General features: G+C 41.9%; 14 protein-coding genes. 9 read left to right on the forward strand and 5 right to left on the reverse strand.

Annotated elements, in window-relative coordinates; all coding sequences use genetic code 11:
• Positions 1 to 438 precede the first annotated feature (438 nt).
• Positions 439 to 696, reverse strand: coding sequence for a sulfurtransferase TusA (tusA, locus tag E0H79_RS05420; RefSeq protein ID WP_004975955.1), 258 nt, complete (start codon positions 694 to 696; stop codon positions 439 to 441).
• Between the two features lie 197 nt (positions 697 to 893).
• Here tusA and E0H79_RS05425 point away from each other — a divergent pair, with 197 nt between their 5' ends.
• Positions 894 to 1733, forward strand: coding sequence for a CBS domain-containing protein (locus tag E0H79_RS05425; protein ID WP_004975954.1), 840 nt, complete (start codon positions 894 to 896; stop codon positions 1731 to 1733).
• Entirely contained in the window at positions 1730 to 3286 is a 1557-nt protein-coding gene (gene lnt, locus E0H79_RS05430; RefSeq protein WP_004975952.1) for an apolipoprotein N-acyltransferase, read from the forward strand. The genes E0H79_RS05425 and lnt overlap by 4 nt, the downstream gene beginning before the upstream one ends.
• A gap of 112 nt (positions 3287 to 3398) precedes the next feature.
• Here lnt and gspG read toward each other — a convergent pair whose 3' ends face one another.
• Together gspG and gspF are read right to left on the reverse strand one after the other, a co-directional pair.
• Positions 3399 to 3833, reverse strand: coding sequence for a type II secretion system major pseudopilin GspG (gspG, locus tag E0H79_RS05435; RefSeq protein ID WP_004975950.1), 435 nt, complete (start codon positions 3831 to 3833; stop codon positions 3399 to 3401).
• 76 nt (positions 3834 to 3909) lie between these two features.
• Entirely contained in the window at positions 3910 to 5115 is a 1206-nt protein-coding gene (gspF, locus tag E0H79_RS05440; RefSeq protein ID WP_004975948.1) for a type II secretion system inner membrane protein GspF, read from the reverse strand.
• A 152-nt stretch (positions 5116 to 5267) separates the two neighbouring features.
• Between gspF and E0H79_RS05445 the strand changes: the two genes are divergently transcribed.
• From E0H79_RS05445 to E0H79_RS05475, 7 genes are all read left to right on the forward strand, one after another.
• Positions 5268 to 7490 carry a primosomal protein N' gene (locus E0H79_RS05445; RefSeq protein ID WP_004975947.1) on the forward strand — a complete coding sequence of 741 codons (2223 nt, stop codon included), beginning with the start codon at positions 5268 to 5270 and terminating at the stop codon, positions 7488 to 7490.
• Positions 7491 to 7562: 72 nt separating this feature from the next.
• Entirely contained in the window at positions 7563 to 9404 is a 1842-nt protein-coding gene (locus E0H79_RS05450; protein WP_131261089.1) for a monovalent cation:proton antiporter-2 (CPA2) family protein, read from the forward strand.
• Positions 9405 to 9454: 50 nt separating this feature from the next.
• A complete protein-coding gene (gene hslO / locus E0H79_RS05455) occupies positions 9455 to 10330 on the forward strand; it encodes an Hsp33 family molecular chaperone HslO (RefSeq protein ID WP_004975941.1) in 876 nt (291 codons plus the stop codon).
• Positions 10331 to 10588: 258 nt separating this feature from the next.
• On the forward strand, positions 10589 to 11053 hold the full coding sequence (locus tag E0H79_RS05460; RefSeq protein ID WP_004975938.1) for a DUF2147 domain-containing protein: 465 nt from the start codon (positions 10589 to 10591) through the stop codon (positions 11051 to 11053).
• A 209-nt stretch (positions 11054 to 11262) separates the two neighbouring features.
• The gene (locus tag E0H79_RS05465) at positions 11263 to 11724 is read left to right on the forward strand and encodes a DUF2147 domain-containing protein (RefSeq protein WP_004975935.1); all 462 of its coding nucleotides are present in this window, start codon (positions 11263 to 11265) and stop codon (positions 11722 to 11724) included.
• A gap of 382 nt (positions 11725 to 12106) precedes the next feature.
• On the forward strand, positions 12107 to 12442 hold the full coding sequence (locus tag E0H79_RS05470) for a chaperone modulator CbpM (RefSeq protein ID WP_096901332.1): 336 nt from the start codon (positions 12107 to 12109) through the stop codon (positions 12440 to 12442).
• Between the two features lie 90 nt (positions 12443 to 12532).
• Positions 12533 to 12796 (forward strand): YdcH family protein, encoded by a 264-nt coding sequence (locus E0H79_RS05475; RefSeq protein WP_131261090.1) that lies wholly within the window; start codon positions 12533 to 12535, stop codon positions 12794 to 12796.
• A gap of 287 nt (positions 12797 to 13083) precedes the next feature.
• Here E0H79_RS05475 and E0H79_RS05480 read toward each other — a convergent pair whose 3' ends face one another.
• Positions 13084 to 14322 carry a magnesium transporter CorA family protein gene (locus tag E0H79_RS05480; protein WP_004975927.1) on the reverse strand — a complete coding sequence of 413 codons (1239 nt, stop codon included), beginning with the start codon at positions 14320 to 14322 and terminating at the stop codon, positions 13084 to 13086.
• A 223-nt stretch (positions 14323 to 14545) separates the two neighbouring features.
• On the reverse strand, positions 14546 to 16633 hold the full coding sequence (pnp, locus tag E0H79_RS05485) for a polyribonucleotide nucleotidyltransferase (protein ID WP_171458210.1): 2088 nt from the start codon (positions 16631 to 16633) through the stop codon (positions 14546 to 14548).
• Positions 16634 to 16770 lie beyond the last annotated feature (137 nt).

Here is a 16770-nt window from a genome sequence, read left to right on the forward strand (position 1 = left end):
TCGCATTATAGGCTAATTTTTCCATATATTAAAAAATATTTAAAATAATTTTGTTAAAAATCAATAACTAAACAATAGAATAAACTCACACTCTAAAAATTATTTCTTATACAACACACAGAGCTTTGTTAGATTTTGCACAAGCACACAACTTGCCCTATAAATGCAGAAAAGTTGAAAAGTCCCTTAAAAAATGTGTAGCAGATAACGCAACTCGTGGATCGTTTCGCCATTTTTTAACTCAAACTGTGAAGCAGGTGGGATTGATGCAAAATTGATGAAAAATTAAAAATAAAGTTGAACGTCATGGCTAAAAACACAAAAGGCATATTTCAACTTGCATGAATTGCAAATGAAATATGCCTATATGGATCACATGACTATTTTATCGTGTTTAAATTATAGTATTCTAAAAGTGCTGAGGCTAATTTTTGCCTATTAGCCTTTTTTCACCAAATAATGAAATTCTTTATTGCCTTGCTCATCTAAGCGTTCTTCTTGCAATAACAACTCATGCCCCAAATGCATGCAAAATTTTGGAATATCCCAAGACGTCGAATTGTCAGTTGCAAACACTTCAACCACATCGCCAGACTTAGATTTGCGAATGGCTTGATGCAGCATCATCACAGGTTCAGGGCAACGCAAACCGCGGGTATTCAGTTGAATACTAGGTGTGACAGGAAGTTCAGACATGCACAGACTCGATATTAAAACATCGGGCTAGTTTAGCATAAAGCGCAGCCTTGTTTTATGTGTTCCCGCTACGCACAGCAACACATCTCGTGACGTAATTGCCGTCATTTTCTCCCAAGATTAGCAATAGACAACTGTATTTTCTAAGGTATGATTAAGCTAAGTTTTTTAGATATAAAGAGTCTTTAGGAAAGATCATGCACGAGGAATCAGGCCCATCGTGGGGTATGCGTGGCCTAAGAAAATGGTTAGGCACTGCACCAGAAACCCGCGATGAATTGCTAAAATTAGTACAAGATTCACGTCGTTTTTTAGAACCCGATACGGTGGCAATGCTCGAAGGTGTTCTGGATTTACCTGCCACCAAAATCCGTGAAGTCATGACCCCACGTACCGCCATGATTAGCTTACAAGAAGATGATGAGCTACTCGACATTTTGCATGTACTGGTCGAATCGGCACATTCACGTTTTCCTGTGTTCTCATCTGACCAACCCGACAACGTAGTGGGGATTTTATTGGCAAAAGATTTATTGCCTTTACTGACCGAACAAAGAACCAAAGTCGATATTCGCGCCTTAATGCGTCAGCCGTTATTTGTGCCTGAAAGTGCTCGTTCAGACCAAGTATTGCGTATGCTCAAAAACACCCAAACCCATATTGCAGTGGTGATTGATGAGTATGGCACCACTTCGGGCTTGGTTACTTTAGAAGATATTTTAGAAGAAATTGTCGGTGAAATTGAAGATGAACACGACAATATTGACGAAGAAGCAGAATACATCATCCCCGATCACGACCCAAAAACGGCAAATACTTGGTTAGTACAAGCACTTACACCAATCGAACATTTTAATAATGTTTTAGATGCAGATTTTTCTGACGATGAAGTAGAAACTGTGGGCGGTTTATTGCTTCAGGAAATTGGTTTGGTGAGTGATTTGCAAGGACAAGTGATTGTGATTGGCAACTGGGAGTTTACCATTCTTGAAGCAGATGCCCGCACTATTCATCTGATTCGAGCCGTACGTCAATGAGGACTTTTTTTTCCAAGCTGTCTAATCCTGCAGAACATCAACAACTGCCCTTAATTTATCCATTAATCATTGCCCTATTGGCAGGTGCAGTGTTTAGTTTGGCACTTGCTCCCTATCATTACTGGTGGATTGCCTTACTTTCACCTGCTTTGCTGTATGCGACTTTAAGCAAACGCACCCCGAAACAGGCCTTTTTGATTGGTTGGTCTTACGGGATTGGGTTGTGGTTTGTCGGAGCATTTTGGCTCTATACATCCATTCACGTCTATGGCGACACCAATGCCTTTTTAAGCGTGCTGATGATTGTCATTATGGCGCTGTTGATGGGTTTGTTTACTGCCGTACAAACGTGGTTATATCGTCGGTTTTTCCCTGAAACACCACTGACTTTTGCACCGCTATGGGTATTTTTTGAATGGGCGAAAACTTGGGTCTTTACAGGTTTTCCATGGCTGTTTGCAGGTTATGCCTTCACCGAACGCTTTTTGGATAGCTATGCACCGTTGTTTGGTATTTTCGGGGTGTCTTTTGTGGTCATCTTGCTGGCCTGTGCGTTGGTTGAAGTCCTTAAAAAGCGTATCTTCTGGCTGATTCCATCGGCAATTTTACTTTTGGGTGCATGGGGTGCAGCACAACTCAGTTTTGTAACTGCAAAATCTGAAAAGCCACTCTCGGTTTCTCTGATTCAAGGCAACATTCCTCAAGACTTAAAGTGGCTAACCGAATACCAAATTAAGACCTTGGAAATTTATACCCGCTTGACCCGAACTGAATGGGGACGCGACATTATTGTCTGGCCTGAATCATCCATTCCAATGTTCCAGACCGATATTGAACCGTTTTTGGATGCCATGAAAACACAGGCTGAAAAAACGGGCAGTTCGTGGGTGACAGGTATTCCGTATTGGGACTTGCCTGAATCACAAGTGCAGCAACATCCAATGTATTACAACAGCATTATGGCAACGGGAGATGCGGCTGAAGGCTTGTATAAAAAGCAGCGTCTGGTGCCTTTTGGTGAATATATTCCGCTTTCAGGCTTACTGAGTTGGGTACTACCTGCGATGCAAAATGACCCATCCATGAGTGGTTTTTCACGTGGAGCGTCTGAGCAAAAACCGCTTGCAATTAAACAGCATCATTTGGGGGCAGCCATTTGTTATGAGGTGGCTTATCCGAACCTGACCCGCCGCAATGCTAGCCAAAGTGACTTTTTGGTAACAGTATCCAATGATGCTTGGTTTACGGGTACTGCAGGGCCATTGCAACATTTACAAATGGTACAAATGCGCGCCAAAGAAAATGGACGCTGGTTTGTTCGTGCCACCAATACAGGTGTGACCGCATTTATTGACCATCATGGGCATATTGTCAAACAAGCGCCAATGGATCAGGAATTTGTGCTGCGTGGTGATCTGCCTGCCATGCAAGGTCAAACACTGTATACCCAACTCAGCGATTGGCCTGTGCTGATTTTCTCATTGCTGTTGTTAATTATGGGGTGGATTTATCGACCACGTCAGGTGGATGTGTCGTTTAAATCACGTCGTTAATAGTACTGTTCAATAGCGGCTAGAAATAACCATTCATAAAAAAACCGAGCATTAAGCGCTCGGTTTTTTTTGGAGTTCACTGAATCAATATATAGACTCAACTCATCTTCTATTAAGGCTGATAATAAATGTCGGCATCGGTACCTTCACCACCCTGCTGACCATCTGCACCAAAAGAATATAAATCAAATGGACGACCTTCTGAACCCGGAATCACATATTGGATGTCATTATCCCAACTGTCTTTCGGATAGCCCCCTTTCACATAACCGCCTGGCAACCAGTTTTTAGCCGAAGCAGGCTGATTCACCAAGGCATCTAAACCACCGTCTTGCATTGAAGGATATTTTTGATTATCGAGTTTGTATTGATCGAGTGCGCCAGCCACACCTTTTAAAGTAATAACCGTAGTATCTACTTTGGCTTTTTCACCACGTCCCATTACGTTCGGTACGATTAAAGCCGCCAACACACCTAAAATTACAATCACCACCATGACTTCAATCAGGGTAAAACCAGACTGTTTACTCGGTTGCTTCTGTTTCATTCAATCTCTCTCATTTATTTATATCAATTCGACATTTATTTTAGATTCTGTTTGAAGAACGATGCTTCAAAACGATTTAAATCATATTGTTCATATTCACAATTGGCAGCATTACCGCAATCACAATCACCAGTACAATACTCGCCATCAGTACCAACATCAACGGTTCTAATAATGCCAACAGGGTAGAAATCAGTGTGGTCACTTCACGGTCTTGCATGTCTGAAGCACGTGACAGCATACGGTCTAACTCGCCCGAGGCTTCACCACTTTTGATCATTTGTACCATCATCGGTGGGAAATAACCACTGCGCTCTAATTGCGTCGCCAAGTTACCACCTTCAGTGACTTTTTCTGCCGCCAAATTGACCGCATCACGAATGACCCAGTTGTTACTGACCGCAGCACCAATATTTAGCGCATCCACCAAAGGCACACCCGACTGAGTCAAAATAGACAAGGTACTGGCAAAACGCGCGGCATTAATCCCACGTGATAATTTTGCAAATAACGGCAACTTTAAGGTTAAACGGTCAAAGGCATAATGCCCTGCGGTGGTGCGTAAAAAACGCACCAACAACAATACCCCCACCACAGAAGCCACCAGTAAAAACGGCCATGCAACACGAATAAAATCACTGGCTTTCATTAATGCCACGGTGATCCACGGCAAGGCATCTTTGCTCTGATCAAAGGTTTTAACAATATCGGGTACGACATAAGTCATTAAACCCATCACAATCGCAAAAGACATCAGCATTAAAATGATGGGATAAATCATCGCCCCTTGAATTTTTTTCTGCATGGCAAAGCGGTTTTCGGTGTAATCTGCCAATTGTTCCAGAATTAAATCCAAATGCCCCGAACGCTCGCCTGCGGCAATGGTGGCAATATATAAGTCTGGAAAACGCCCCGATTGTTGTAAAGCATTGGCCAGTGAATAACCTTCCAAAACTTTGGAACGCACCGACATCAGCAAATTTTGCACATGGGCTTTTTCACTTTGTTTACCCACAGCGCGAACGGCTTCTTCCAAAGGAATCGCAGCAGCCACCAAAACCGATAACTGACGGGTCAGCAAAGCCAAATCATAGGCGGTGATTTTTTTCTGAAACCATTGTTTGCCACTGTGTTTATCTTTTTGTTCAACGGTATCGACACTGACAGGAATCCATTCTTTGTCACGTAATTGCTGACGGATTTGTCGTGCAGAATCACCCTCTAAAACACCTTTTTGCTGCTTCCCTGAAGCGTCAATGGCAGTAAATTGATATGCTGGCATTGTAATGCTCTAATTTTCCAAAATTTCTTGCAACGCAGTTGCGTCTGACCACTAAAATCATTCATATTCTTAGATATAAATTCTGTGCTCACTCTAACACATGCCAAAGTCGAGCACGAAGCCATTTTTCACAGGACGATACGACTTTTTCTATGCCAGATTCCACTTTAGACCCACAGCCTGTTTATCGTATTCGAGTGGCTGTACCCGTATATCTTTACGACTGCTTCGATTATATGCTCAGTGCAGCACAATATCAGCAAGCAGAAGTGGGCGCGCGGGTCTTGGTTTCTTTTGGTCGGCAAAACTTGGTCGGAATTATTGTCGAAAAACTGGCACTCGACACCCCAATTGATCCACGTTTTAAACTCAAAGCCATTAGCGAACTGTTAGATGAGCAAGCGATTTTAGACCCTAAAGTTTTAACTTTGTTGACATGGTCGGCACAATATTATCAATTCCCGATTGGTGAAGTGATGCAAAGTGCCTTACCTAGCTTATTGCGCCAAGCCAAACCCTATAATTTATTGGCACGTACTTGGAAATTGTTGGATGCACATGCCGAAGCTAAAATTACACGCTCAGAAAAACAACAAGAAGCCTATAAAATTTTAAAGCTGCATCCTTCGGGAACTTCTGAAAATATTTTAAATTTAGCAGGCATTGAAACCGCAACCCTAAAAGCCTTGGCGAATAAAGAAATTTGCGCATGTGTTTTGGAAGCCCAAGATTTTAGCCCAATGCCAGTGACTTTGGCGCAAATGCCTTTAACCCCTAATCCAGATCAGAAAAAAGCCATCGACAGCGTACTTAAAGTACGGCAGCAATATAAGGCATTTTTACTGGATGGTTTAACGGGTAGCGGTAAAACTGAAGTGTACTTACACATCATGCATGAGGTACTAAAACAGGGCAAACAAGTGTTGGTGTTAGTACCTGAAATTGGTCTAACGCCACAAACCATTAGCCGTTTCCAATCGCGTTTTCACTGCCACATCGCCCTCTTACATTCAGGTTTAAATGATTCCAAGCGTTTGCAGGCGTGGCAAGCCGCACAAACGGGCAAAGCCTCGATTATTTTAGGTACACGTTCTGCGATTTATACCCCATTGCCAAATTTAGGCTTGATTATTTTAGATGAAGAACACGACCTGTCTTTTAAACAGCAGGAAGGTTTTCGCTACCATGCCCGTGATGTTGCGCTCTATCGTGCCCATCTGGAAAATTGCCCTGTTATTTTAGGTTCGGCAACTCCAAGCATTGACAGCTATGCACTAGTCGATCAAGGCAAAATGCAATGTCTGGAATTAAATCAACGCGCGGGCACGGCACTCATGCCCAAAATCCACCTGATTGATTTAAAAATTGCCAAAAAACAGCACGGTATTAGCCAACAATTGATTGATGAAATCAAAAAACGTTTGGCTAAAAAAGAACAAGTTTTGGTGTTTTTAAACCGACGCGGCTATGCACCTGTATTGATTTGTGAGAGCTGTGCATGGCAAGCCAAATGCCCAAATTGTGATGCCAACTTTACCTTGCATCATCAACCTTATACACATTTGCATTGCCACCACTGCGGTACGATTCATCGTAAACCTGAGCAATGCCCTGCCTGCAACCATGCAGAACTCAAACCAATTGGCATGGGCACTGCCAAAGTCGAAGACAGTTTAAACGAGCTGTTTCCCAATGTAGATGTGATTCGGGTAGATCGTGACTCAACCAGTCGTGTTGGCAGTTGGCAAAAAATTTATGACCGTATTCAACGCAGCGAACCACTGATTTTATTGGGCACGCAAATGCTGGCCAAAGGGCATCATTTTCCGTATGTGACATTGGTGGCAATTTTAGATATTGATTCAGGCTTACTTAGTGTGGATATTCGCGCACCTGAACGCACGGCTCAACTGATTGTGCAAGTGGCGGGACGTGCAGGGCGTGGTGAGCATAAAGGTGATGTTTATTTGCAAAGTGTGCGTCCTGATCATCCACTTCTCACCACATTGGTCGAGGGAGATTACCGCAAGTTCGCCAAACAAAGTTTAAAAGAACGCAAAGCTGCACAATTACCGCCTTATCGTTACAGTGCTTTGATTCGCTGTGAATCTAAAAGTCAGGAATTAAACCAGCAATTTTTACAACAACATGCACAATGGCTTAGAGAACATTCAGAACAATTAATTGAAATTTGGGGGCCGATTCCTGCGCCAATGGAACGTAAAGCAGGACGTTTCCATGCACACATGGTGTTGTTGTCTAAAGATCGGGCACGCTTACATTTTTATATCAGGAACTGGTGGCAAAATATGTTGCATGAAAAGCCATCCAGCATGAAACTAAGTTTAGATATAGATCCGCAAGAATTTAGCTAATACTGTAAATTGAAACTTAGCTGTATCAGCACTTATTTCAATAATCCACCGCTTTAAACTTTGGATGACCACATGTCCTTATTGTTACAAATAACCATTTTTCTAGGCGCTTCATTGGTTTTGGTTCCCTTACTAAAACGCTTTGGTATTGCGACCGTATTGGGCTATTTGTTTACAGGCATTTTGCTAGGGCCTAGCGTATTCAATATTGCCAGCGACCCCGATGATATTCAGGAACTGGCAGAATATGGTGTGGTGTTCCTGATGTTTATTATTGGCTTAGAACTGCGTCCACAACGGCTGTGGGAAATGCGCAAGCCCATTTTTGTTTTGGGTAGTTTACAGGTCGGCATCACGGGTATTCTACTTGCAATCTTGGCTTTTTTTGTCTTACAGCAAGGCATTGCCTCAAGTGTGGTGATAGGTTTTGCACTGGCACTTTCCTCTACAGCCTTTGTGCTACAAATGTTGCAAGAAAAGCAGCAACTCAACAGCAGTTATGGACAACAATCCTTTTCCATTCTGCTGTTTCAAGATATTGCCGCCATTCCTTTAATTGCCATCATTCCCATGTTAGCAGGTGCAGAATCGACTCATCATGGCATTGCTTATTTTGCTGCAATCATGGCGACCTTTAGCGGTTTGTTCTTATTTAGCCGTTATCTCATGCGTCCATTTTTTCGTTTTGTGGCTAAAAGTGGCGCACATGAACTGATCACTGCTGTCGGTTTATTCATTGTACTTGGCGTGGTCAGCATTATGGATGTGCTGGGCATTAGCACCACCTTAGGTGCATTTTTAACAGGCGTATTGTTGGCAGATTCCGAATTTAGACATGAGTTAGAAGCCAGTATTGCCCCATTCAAAGGCTTATTGCTAGGCTTATTTTTTATGACCGTCGGGATGAGCACCGAACTGGCAATCTTAATGAATACCCCTTGGCTGATTGTAGGCGGTGCATTGCTGCTCCTGCTCATCAAACTGATTAGCCTCACGGCCATTGCCCGTTATTTCCAATATTCTTGGCGCAATAGTTTGTTGTTGGCGACTTGCTTGGCACAAGGCGGTGAGTTTGCCTTTGTGGTGCTCAGTGTCGCACAAAGTGAAAGTGTGCTCAGCCAGGCCATGCTGCAACCACTGACCTTAATTGTGACTTTGTCGATGGTGTTGACCCCAATTTTATATTGGTTGATGAGCAGTCAAATTATTCCTCGCTTAGAACGTGAAAAATCGCCTGAATATGACGAAATTCCCGATACACATCACCCCATGATTATTGCGGGTTTTGGTCGTTTTGGACAAATTATTGCCCGTGTGGCGTACTTGCAGCATCTGCACTTTACTGCCATCGACAGCAATATGGATAAAATTGATTTTGTGCGGAATTACGGCGGTAAAGTCTATTATGGCGATGCCACTCAACCTGAAATTTTACGTGCCGCAGGCATCGAGCATGCCAAAATCTTTATTCTAGCCATTGATGATATTGAAGACTCAATGAACGTGGCACGGCATATTCGCCTGAATTATCCAGCGCTAAAATTACTGGTACGCGCTCGTGATCGTCATCATGTGCACTTATTGCGCGATTTAGGCGTTACCTATATTTGGCGTGAAACGTATTTATCCTCTTTAGGCATGGCCTATCAGGCTTTGCGCGATTTGGGCATTAATGAAAAAGATGCCTATAAAAGCATTGAGTTGTTCCGTGATTATGATGAACAACTCTTGGCACAACAGCAGCACATTTATACCGATGAACAAAAAGTATATGAAACCCATCGTAACGCTTTGGCAGAACTGGAACACCTGTTTGAAAGTGATGCACAAAACCGTGAAATGCCCTTGGGTGTCGATTTAAAACGCGGCTTGCATAGCAGTCATATTGATGTAACACGTGATGCAGCAAACTGACTTGTGTTTTACAATATTGCCACCATTAAAACAGGGTTATGGAGAATTTTATGTCTGATTTACGCCAACGCTTTTTTATTGAAGATAGCCCTGTTCGTGGTGAAGTAGTTCATCTCGAAGAAGCTTTGCAAACCATTTTGAAACAACGTGATTATGTGCCTGCGGTACAAGTGTTGTTGGGAGAAATGCTTTGCGCCACTGCCCTACTGGCCAGTACCCTAAAAATTAAAGGGCGTATTAGCTTACAAATTCAGGCATCTGGCACATTTAAATGGGCCATGGCGGAATGTAACCACTTGGGTGAAGTGCGTGCGTTGGCAGACTACGAACAAGACCCGCGCTTTTTAAGCGCTGAAGACAGCAGTACCGTCCTGAAAAGTTTGGTCAGTCCTGTACTGTTTATTAATATCGAGCCTGAATTTGGTGAGCGTTATCAAGGTATTGTGCCTTTGGACAAAGCCAATTTAGCTGAATGTTTAATGCAGTATTACGACTTATCGGCACAAATTCCAACTCGTATTGTGTTGGCAAGCAATGCCGAACGTGCGGGCGGTTTGCTGATTCAATTGTTGCCGCGTAACAGTGAAGAAGAACAACAACGGGTCGATGAAGATTTATGGCCGCGTGTGACCATGCTGACTGAAACCTTAAAAGCGGAAGAATTGACTGATTTAGACGTCAATGAAATTTTGTACCGTTTATACAATGAAGAACAAGTGCGTTTGCCTGAAGTGGAAGCCTTACGTTTTGGTTGCACTTGCTCCAAAGAGCGCTGTGCCAATGCCTTAATGCAAATTGGTGTTGCTGCGGTACGTGAAACTTTGGAACATCAGAACCCTATTACTATGGATTGTCAATTCTGCAGCACACAATATAGCTTTAGTGCCGAAGAAGCCTTAGGTTTATTTGGAGAACATCTCAGTTAAATGGCATGGTGAATACCATGATTAATATGTGATGCAATGCTGAAAATTCATCAAAAATGAGCAGTACATTCTGCTCATTTTTTATTTACGTGATGACCATCGTCAAAACCTATTATTTTATTACTTTTCATGTGATTAATTTCACAAAACTTTCATGCAATTACTAGAAAATACCGCGTAAATTGGGTATAAATAATCCCATATTTTTTTTATGCCTTTATATATTTTAGGCTGCTTCTTCTCTGGGATATTGATTTTATGAACACCCTGTTCTTTTCTCGTTTAGCATTCATCAGCGCGATTTGCTGTTCAAGTTTAGCTTATGCAGCCAATGCAGACCCACTTTTGGGCAAATGGAAAACATTAGACTACCGCACAGGTTTTTCATTGTCTGACGTAGTCATGAGTAAAGATAAACAAGGTGCGTATGCCGCTACGATTATAGAACTACGTGCGGTTCCTGGCGCACCGCGTTTGGAAAATTGCACACTCTGTACGGGTAAAAATAAAGATAAGCCACTGTTAGGTTTTGTGCCATTAAGTCACTTAAAAGCTACGCCAAGCAATCAAATTGAATTTTATGAAGGTGACTATTTAGACCCGCGCACAGGTAAACAATATAAAACTCGTGCACGTTTAAGCAGCAATGGCAAACATTTAACCCTTTATAATGTAGACCTTGCCACCAATGCCAGCCGCAAAATGACGTGGGTGAAATACTGATTTTATTCCTCACCAATGCGATAAAAGCTGTGTTCTGCACACTTTTATCGGAATGATTAGATTTAAATTACCAACTCCATAACACTTATATCTTTTCCTGCCTGACATCTCACACTGCTCAATTTGCTTGTTTATTACATTCTTGCTATAAAACCCGAAATAGAATTTTTACTCTATTTTTTAAAATAACAATTTTGGGGATGCTGTTCATGAAAATAAATTTCAGAGGGATTTTTGCGGGTTTCGTTTTAACAACCCTCTCAAGTGTTGGCTTTGCAGAAAGCGATCTACTGGTCGGTAAATGGAAAACCATTGATGATCGCACAGGTTATTCACGTGCCGATGTCGAAATTCGCAAAAAGCCAGATGGCACTTATGAAGGCATTATCGTGGAAACCCGTAATATTCCGGGTGCAGAAAAAATGGTGATTTGTAGCAATTGCCCAGGTAACTTAAAGAATAAACCTTTTATTGGCTTGCCATTTATTTGGGGCTTTAAACAAGATGCTAAAAACCCACGTGAATTTAACCAAGGTCATGTTTTAGACCCAATTGGCGGTAAAGTTTATAAAGGCAAAGCTCGTTTAAGCGCTAACGGTAAGCGCCTCACCTTACGTGGCTATGTAGGTGTTTCAGTGATTGGTCGCAGCGTGACTTGGGTAAAATACTAATTCCAAAAACTAAGATATTGATTTACAGGGTTCTTTTTAAAGAGCCCTTTTTATTACCAAATTTTGAAACAATCCTTTTAAACACCGTACGACCGTTCAATCCAAAATATTGAAATAAAGGATGGCATTGAATAAAAAATAGACTAATATCTATAAGACATCTATACGCACAAGCCAAATTGACACATCAATATAACAGGCGTGAGCACAGCAAAGGGTTGGCTGAATTTCACCAAAGGAATACAAATAAAAGATTCTATTACAGCGTACACAGGCTAAATTAAAGAGAATCACTTATTGGATATCCACCAATTATTGATGTAAAGCAATCCCTCATTTCAGGCGAGCCAACTCGTTTGAATTCGATCAGAAGGAGTATGCCATGACCACTATTTTATATCGTGAAATCACTTCAGACGGACAGCACACAGAAATTATTGAAGAATTTACCCAGTTAGATTTAAAAAAATTTGCCGAAGCGTGTGGGCAAAGCCCTGAATGGGTCTTACAACTTTTAGAATATGACATCCTGCCTTCCCGCCCTGCCGAACGTATCCACCAGTTTTTTGGTGAAGATATCAACCGTGCACGCCAAGCCTATCGGCTGCAACGTGATTTTGATGCCAGTTTTTCAGCTGTCGCCATGATGCTTGACCTGATTGATGAAGTGCAAAAATTACGTAAAGAAGTTAAACATCTGAATTTTCAACATAGTTAATCCTCACGCTCTAGTTGTGTGATTCATCACCTTGCTAGAGCGTTTTTCTTTCTATGCCCGTAAATTTTTTTGATGAGAATGATCTACACAATGAAAACTAAAGACTGCAACAAGAAGATTAAAAATATGTTTCCTGAGTTTCGTGATTTAATTCAGGGATTACGCGACAGCAATCCACATTTTTCAAAAATTTTTGAAGATCACGAACAGCTAGACCGTGAAATTAGCCAGTTAGAGCTTGATCCTGTGCATCAGATTAATGATGACATTGAAGCGCTGAAACGCAAAAAATTAAGACTGAAAGATGAAATGTATCACTTGCTGCTTAAAGCGCAAAATGATCAATTAGCTTAAAAGCTCATACAAGTCTAAACCGTACATCTAAATGCAATGATATGCAGGACACAGCAAGAAAAGGCAAAAAGCAAAACAAGATGGCGTATTCAAGTCTGAAAACAGCATTCAAAAAACTGCCATCTTGAGCTAAGTGTCTGCCTATCTGGTTCAATCTGTGGATAAGCTTATCAGTCCTATGGATAACTTTTGAGGTCTGTGGACAACTTTTATCAACGAATTATCTTGTGACATATATTGGATGTGGAACTCAATTTATCACCACATCTGCAAGTCTATCTTCTGGATTATTTAATTTTAGTCAGTTTTTCGACTTCTTTAATGGTGCCTTTCACGGTTTGCTTAATGGGTTCATAGTCTAAAAACCAAAATAAATTCATGGGTTGGTCATTATGTTGCTGTGCCAACATATCAATCACACTTTTTTCACCCAGACCGACAAGGTGCCTACGATAAAAATAATACAGCAACAACAAAGTAGTCATCACCATTACCCCAAGCATGATCCAAAAGGCCTGTGCGTGTTTCAGCCCCGGCATAAACTCAAAGTTCATACCATACACCCCTGTAAATAAAGTCAAAGGTGCAAAAACTGCGGTAATGATGGCTAAAATCCGCATGTTTTCATTGGTCTGGTTGGCAATAGCAGAAAAATGCAGATCAATTGCGGTTTGCACTGCAGAGCGTAAGCGAATGGTATGCTTTTGAATTCGTTCAATGTGACTGGTCAAATCATCCAAACGTACCAAAATAATATCCTGCCGTTCACTACGTTTTTTGCCACGTAAATGTGGGTAGTTATCGACAATTTCATCACGCAATTCCTGCAAGGCTTCTATTTGCTCTTCACATAAATTTTCAACTTGCTGAAACGCCATATTTTCTTGCAGCAATTGATGCCAACGGGTAAAACGACGATGTCCCTGCAACAACTCTTGTTGCCAATATTCCACACGGCGGGTTAGCGGCATGCGAATATCCAAGTAATCATCCGCTACCAAATTCAGTAAACGCAACGTTAAATCTAATGGTGTTGCTGCCAGTTTGCGTGCTTTATTCTGTTCTTCAATCGGGCGTTGTACCGCTGCTTCCACACGTGACAAATAGCTTTCCATGACTTTATTGCCCTGTTCCCGCACACTAATCAAAATCTGCGGTGTCATAATAAAGCTCATCGGCGTAGTGGCCAGTCCAAAAATCCGTTCATGTTTCTCCCCGACTTGTTGCCCTGTTGCAATACGGTCTTCGGGTGTGATCAGTTTACGGAAAATCAATAAGTCATAATCATCTAAAGTATCAAACGCACATGGATGCTCTATATTTAAAATATCGCGCACATGATATTCATTGAGCGATAATTGACTGTACTGAAAAATCTCTTGTTGCCACTGTTCTGCACGGTTAAGCACATCATCACGGGTGCAATCAATCCAGATAAATTCAGGCTCAAGCCCTTCAATTGGCTGTTTTTGCACATAAATATTGGTTTTATGATTGGTATGCAGATAAAAATAATAACTTTGCATAGAACGGGCACTCTATTTCAGTTTTCTTGTACGGTTTTTTGAGATTTTAAGATGTACTCAGTTTAAGCATGGATCAGGCTTCTTTTCAAATACATGCTGTAATTTATGCCGCTTTTCATACAACAAAGATGGTTTGTACGATGCAACAAAATTTTTAGCATAAAAAAACCCGCATTCAGATTGAATACGGGTTTTTTGACCATTTCAGATCATCAACACAGCATTACACTTGTTCGATATCTTTCATAGTTAATTTGATACGACCACGGTTGTCTACATCAGCAACCTGTACTTTCACTTCCTGACCTTCTTTCAACACGTCTGCAACGTTGGCAATACGCTCATTTGAAATTTGAGAAATGTGAAGTAAACCGTCAGTACCCGGAAGGATATTTACGAACGCACCGAATTCAACAATACGGATTACTTTACCTGTGTAAATTGTACCCGGCTCGATTTCAGCAGTTAAAGCCTGAATTTTTGCAACAGCAGCTTGTGCAGCAGCTTTGGTTTCACCAAATACGCGCACTGTACCGTTGTCTTCAATATCAATTGCCGCTTTAGTTTCTTCAGTAATTTGGCGGATGGTAGCACCACCTTTACCAATTACATCACGAATTTTGTCTGGGTTGATGTTAATCACTTGGAAAGTTGGCGCATGCATTGAAATTTCTGGACGCGCACGTGAAATCACTTGGTTCATTGCATTTAAGATATGCATACGACCCGCATAAGCTTGGTTTAATGCAACTTCCATAATTTCTTCGGTGATGCCTTCAATCTTGATGTCCATTTGCAGTGCAGTAATACCGTTGGCAGAACCTGCAACTTTAAAGTCCATGTCGCCAAGGTGGTCTTCATCACCCAAAATGTCAGAAAGTACCGCGAAACGCTCGCCTTCTTTCACTAAGCCCATTGCGATACCCGCAACTGGTGCTTTCAATGGAACACCTGCATCCATAAGTGATAACGATGCACCACAAACAGACGCCATAGAAGATGAACCGTTTGATTCAGTAATGTCAGATACGATACGAATTACATACGGGAAGCGATCTGCTGCAGGAAGAACAGCTTGCACACCACGACGTGCCAAACGACCATGGCCAATTTCACGACGTTTAGGGCCAGACTCACGACCTGTTTCACCTACAGAGTATGCAGGGAAGTTGTAGTGCAACATGAAGTTGTCAGTTTTAGTACCCGATAAGGTATCAACCATTAAGGCATCACGTGTATTACCTAAAGTGGTGGTAACCAAAGCCTGAGTTTCACCACGGGTAAACAATGCAGAACCGTGCGCACGGTCTAGAACGCCAACCTGTACGTCAAGCGCACGAACGGTTTTGGTGTCACGACCATCAATACGTGGTTTACCAGACAAGATGTTGTCACGTACGGTACGGTATTTAAGATCTTCAAAGAGTTCGTTCAAGTCATCTGCAATGCCAGTTTCGTCATTTTCAGGAACGAATTGCGCAACTGCTTCTGCTTGAAGTGCATCTAATGCAGCATAACGGTCTTGTTTGATCGCAATGGTGTACGCTTCAGAAATTTTTGCTTCAAACGCTTCTTTTAGTTTTGCACGAAGGTCTTCGTTTTTCTCTGGAGCAGTCCAAGTTGACTCAGTTGCACCTGCAGCCGCAGCAAATTCTTTGATCGCTTGAATCGCGATTTGCATTTCGTCATGACCGTAAAGCACTGCGCCTAACATTTGGTCTTCTGAAAGTTCTTTTGCTTCAGATTCAACCATCAATACAGCAGATTCTGTACCTGCAACCACAAGGTCAAGGTCAGATTGCGCCATTTGTTCAAAGTTCGGGTTAAGCACGTATTCGCCGTTGATTAAACCCACACGCGCCGCACCAATTGGGCCACGGAACGGTGTACCTGCAATTGCAAGTGCAGCAGACGTACCTAACATTGCAGCAATGTCAGCTTCCATGGTTTTGTCAGAAGATACAACAGTCGCAGTAACTTGAATTTCGTTGTAGTAACCTTCTGGGAACAACGGACGAATTGGACGGTCAATTAAACGTGAAATTAAAGTTTCTGCTTCAGAAGCACGGCCTTCACGCTTACCATAACCACCAGGGATACGACCTGCAGCATATTGTTTTTCTTGATAGTTAACAGTCAGTGGGAAGAAATCTTGACCCGCTTTTGCTGTTGGTTGAGCAACCACTGCAACCAGTACAGTCACGCCACCCATAGTAATCATTACCGTGTTGGCTTGACGCGCTACACGACCAGTTTCAAGTACAACTTGGTGCTGACCAAATTGAAATTCTTTACGAATAATATTAAACATCGACATGTTTTATTTTTTCCTAGTTCTTGTGAACAATTATTCTCGTGGAGACCCCTAAGGTTTGGCATTCACAATACAATTATTTAGGTAAATGACAAAGCTTAGAAGCCGACCTCACTCGAATGAAACACGATTTT

The sequence above is a fragment of the Acinetobacter sp. ANC 5045 genome, assembly GCF_004331005.1.
In the GTDB taxonomy this organism is placed as follows: domain Bacteria; phylum Pseudomonadota; class Gammaproteobacteria; order Pseudomonadales; family Moraxellaceae; genus Acinetobacter; species Acinetobacter towneri.

Bases quoted from the DNA above. Each gene is read 5' to 3' on its own strand.
- tusA (WP_004975955.1), bottom strand. From the start codon at position 696: ATGTCTGAACTTCCTGTCACACCTAGTATTCAACTGAATACCCGCGGT.
- E0H79_RS05425 (WP_004975954.1), top strand. From the start codon at position 894: ATGCACGAGGAATCAGGCCCATCGTGGGGTATGCGTGGCCTAAGAAAA.
- lnt (WP_004975952.1), top strand. From the start codon at position 1,730: ATGAGGACTTTTTTTTCCAAGCTGTCTAATCCTGCAGAACATCAACAA.
- gspG (WP_004975950.1), bottom strand. From the start codon at position 3,833: ATGAAACAGAAGCAACCGAGTAAACAGTCTGGTTTTACCCTGATTGAA.
- gspF (WP_004975948.1), bottom strand. From the start codon at position 5,115: ATGCCAGCATATCAATTTACTGCCATTGACGCTTCAGGGAAGCAGCAA.
- E0H79_RS05445 (WP_004975947.1), top strand. From the start codon at position 5,268: ATGCCAGATTCCACTTTAGACCCACAGCCTGTTTATCGTATTCGAGTG.
- E0H79_RS05450 (WP_131261089.1), top strand. From the start codon at position 7,563: ATGTCCTTATTGTTACAAATAACCATTTTTCTAGGCGCTTCATTGGTT.
- hslO (WP_004975941.1), top strand. From the start codon at position 9,455: ATGTCTGATTTACGCCAACGCTTTTTTATTGAAGATAGCCCTGTTCGT.
- E0H79_RS05460 (WP_004975938.1), top strand. From the start codon at position 10,589: ATGAACACCCTGTTCTTTTCTCGTTTAGCATTCATCAGCGCGATTTGC.
- E0H79_RS05465 (WP_004975935.1), top strand. From the start codon at position 11,263: ATGAAAATAAATTTCAGAGGGATTTTTGCGGGTTTCGTTTTAACAACC.
- E0H79_RS05470 (WP_096901332.1), top strand. From the start codon at position 12,107: ATGACCACTATTTTATATCGTGAAATCACTTCAGACGGACAGCACACA.
- E0H79_RS05475 (WP_131261090.1), top strand. From the start codon at position 12,533: ATGAAAACTAAAGACTGCAACAAGAAGATTAAAAATATGTTTCCTGAG.
- E0H79_RS05480 (WP_004975927.1), bottom strand. From the start codon at position 14,322: ATGCAAAGTTATTATTTTTATCTGCATACCAATCATAAAACCAATATT.
- pnp (WP_171458210.1), bottom strand. From the start codon at position 16,633: ATGTTTAATATTATTCGTAAAGAATTTCAATTTGGTCAGCACCAAGTT.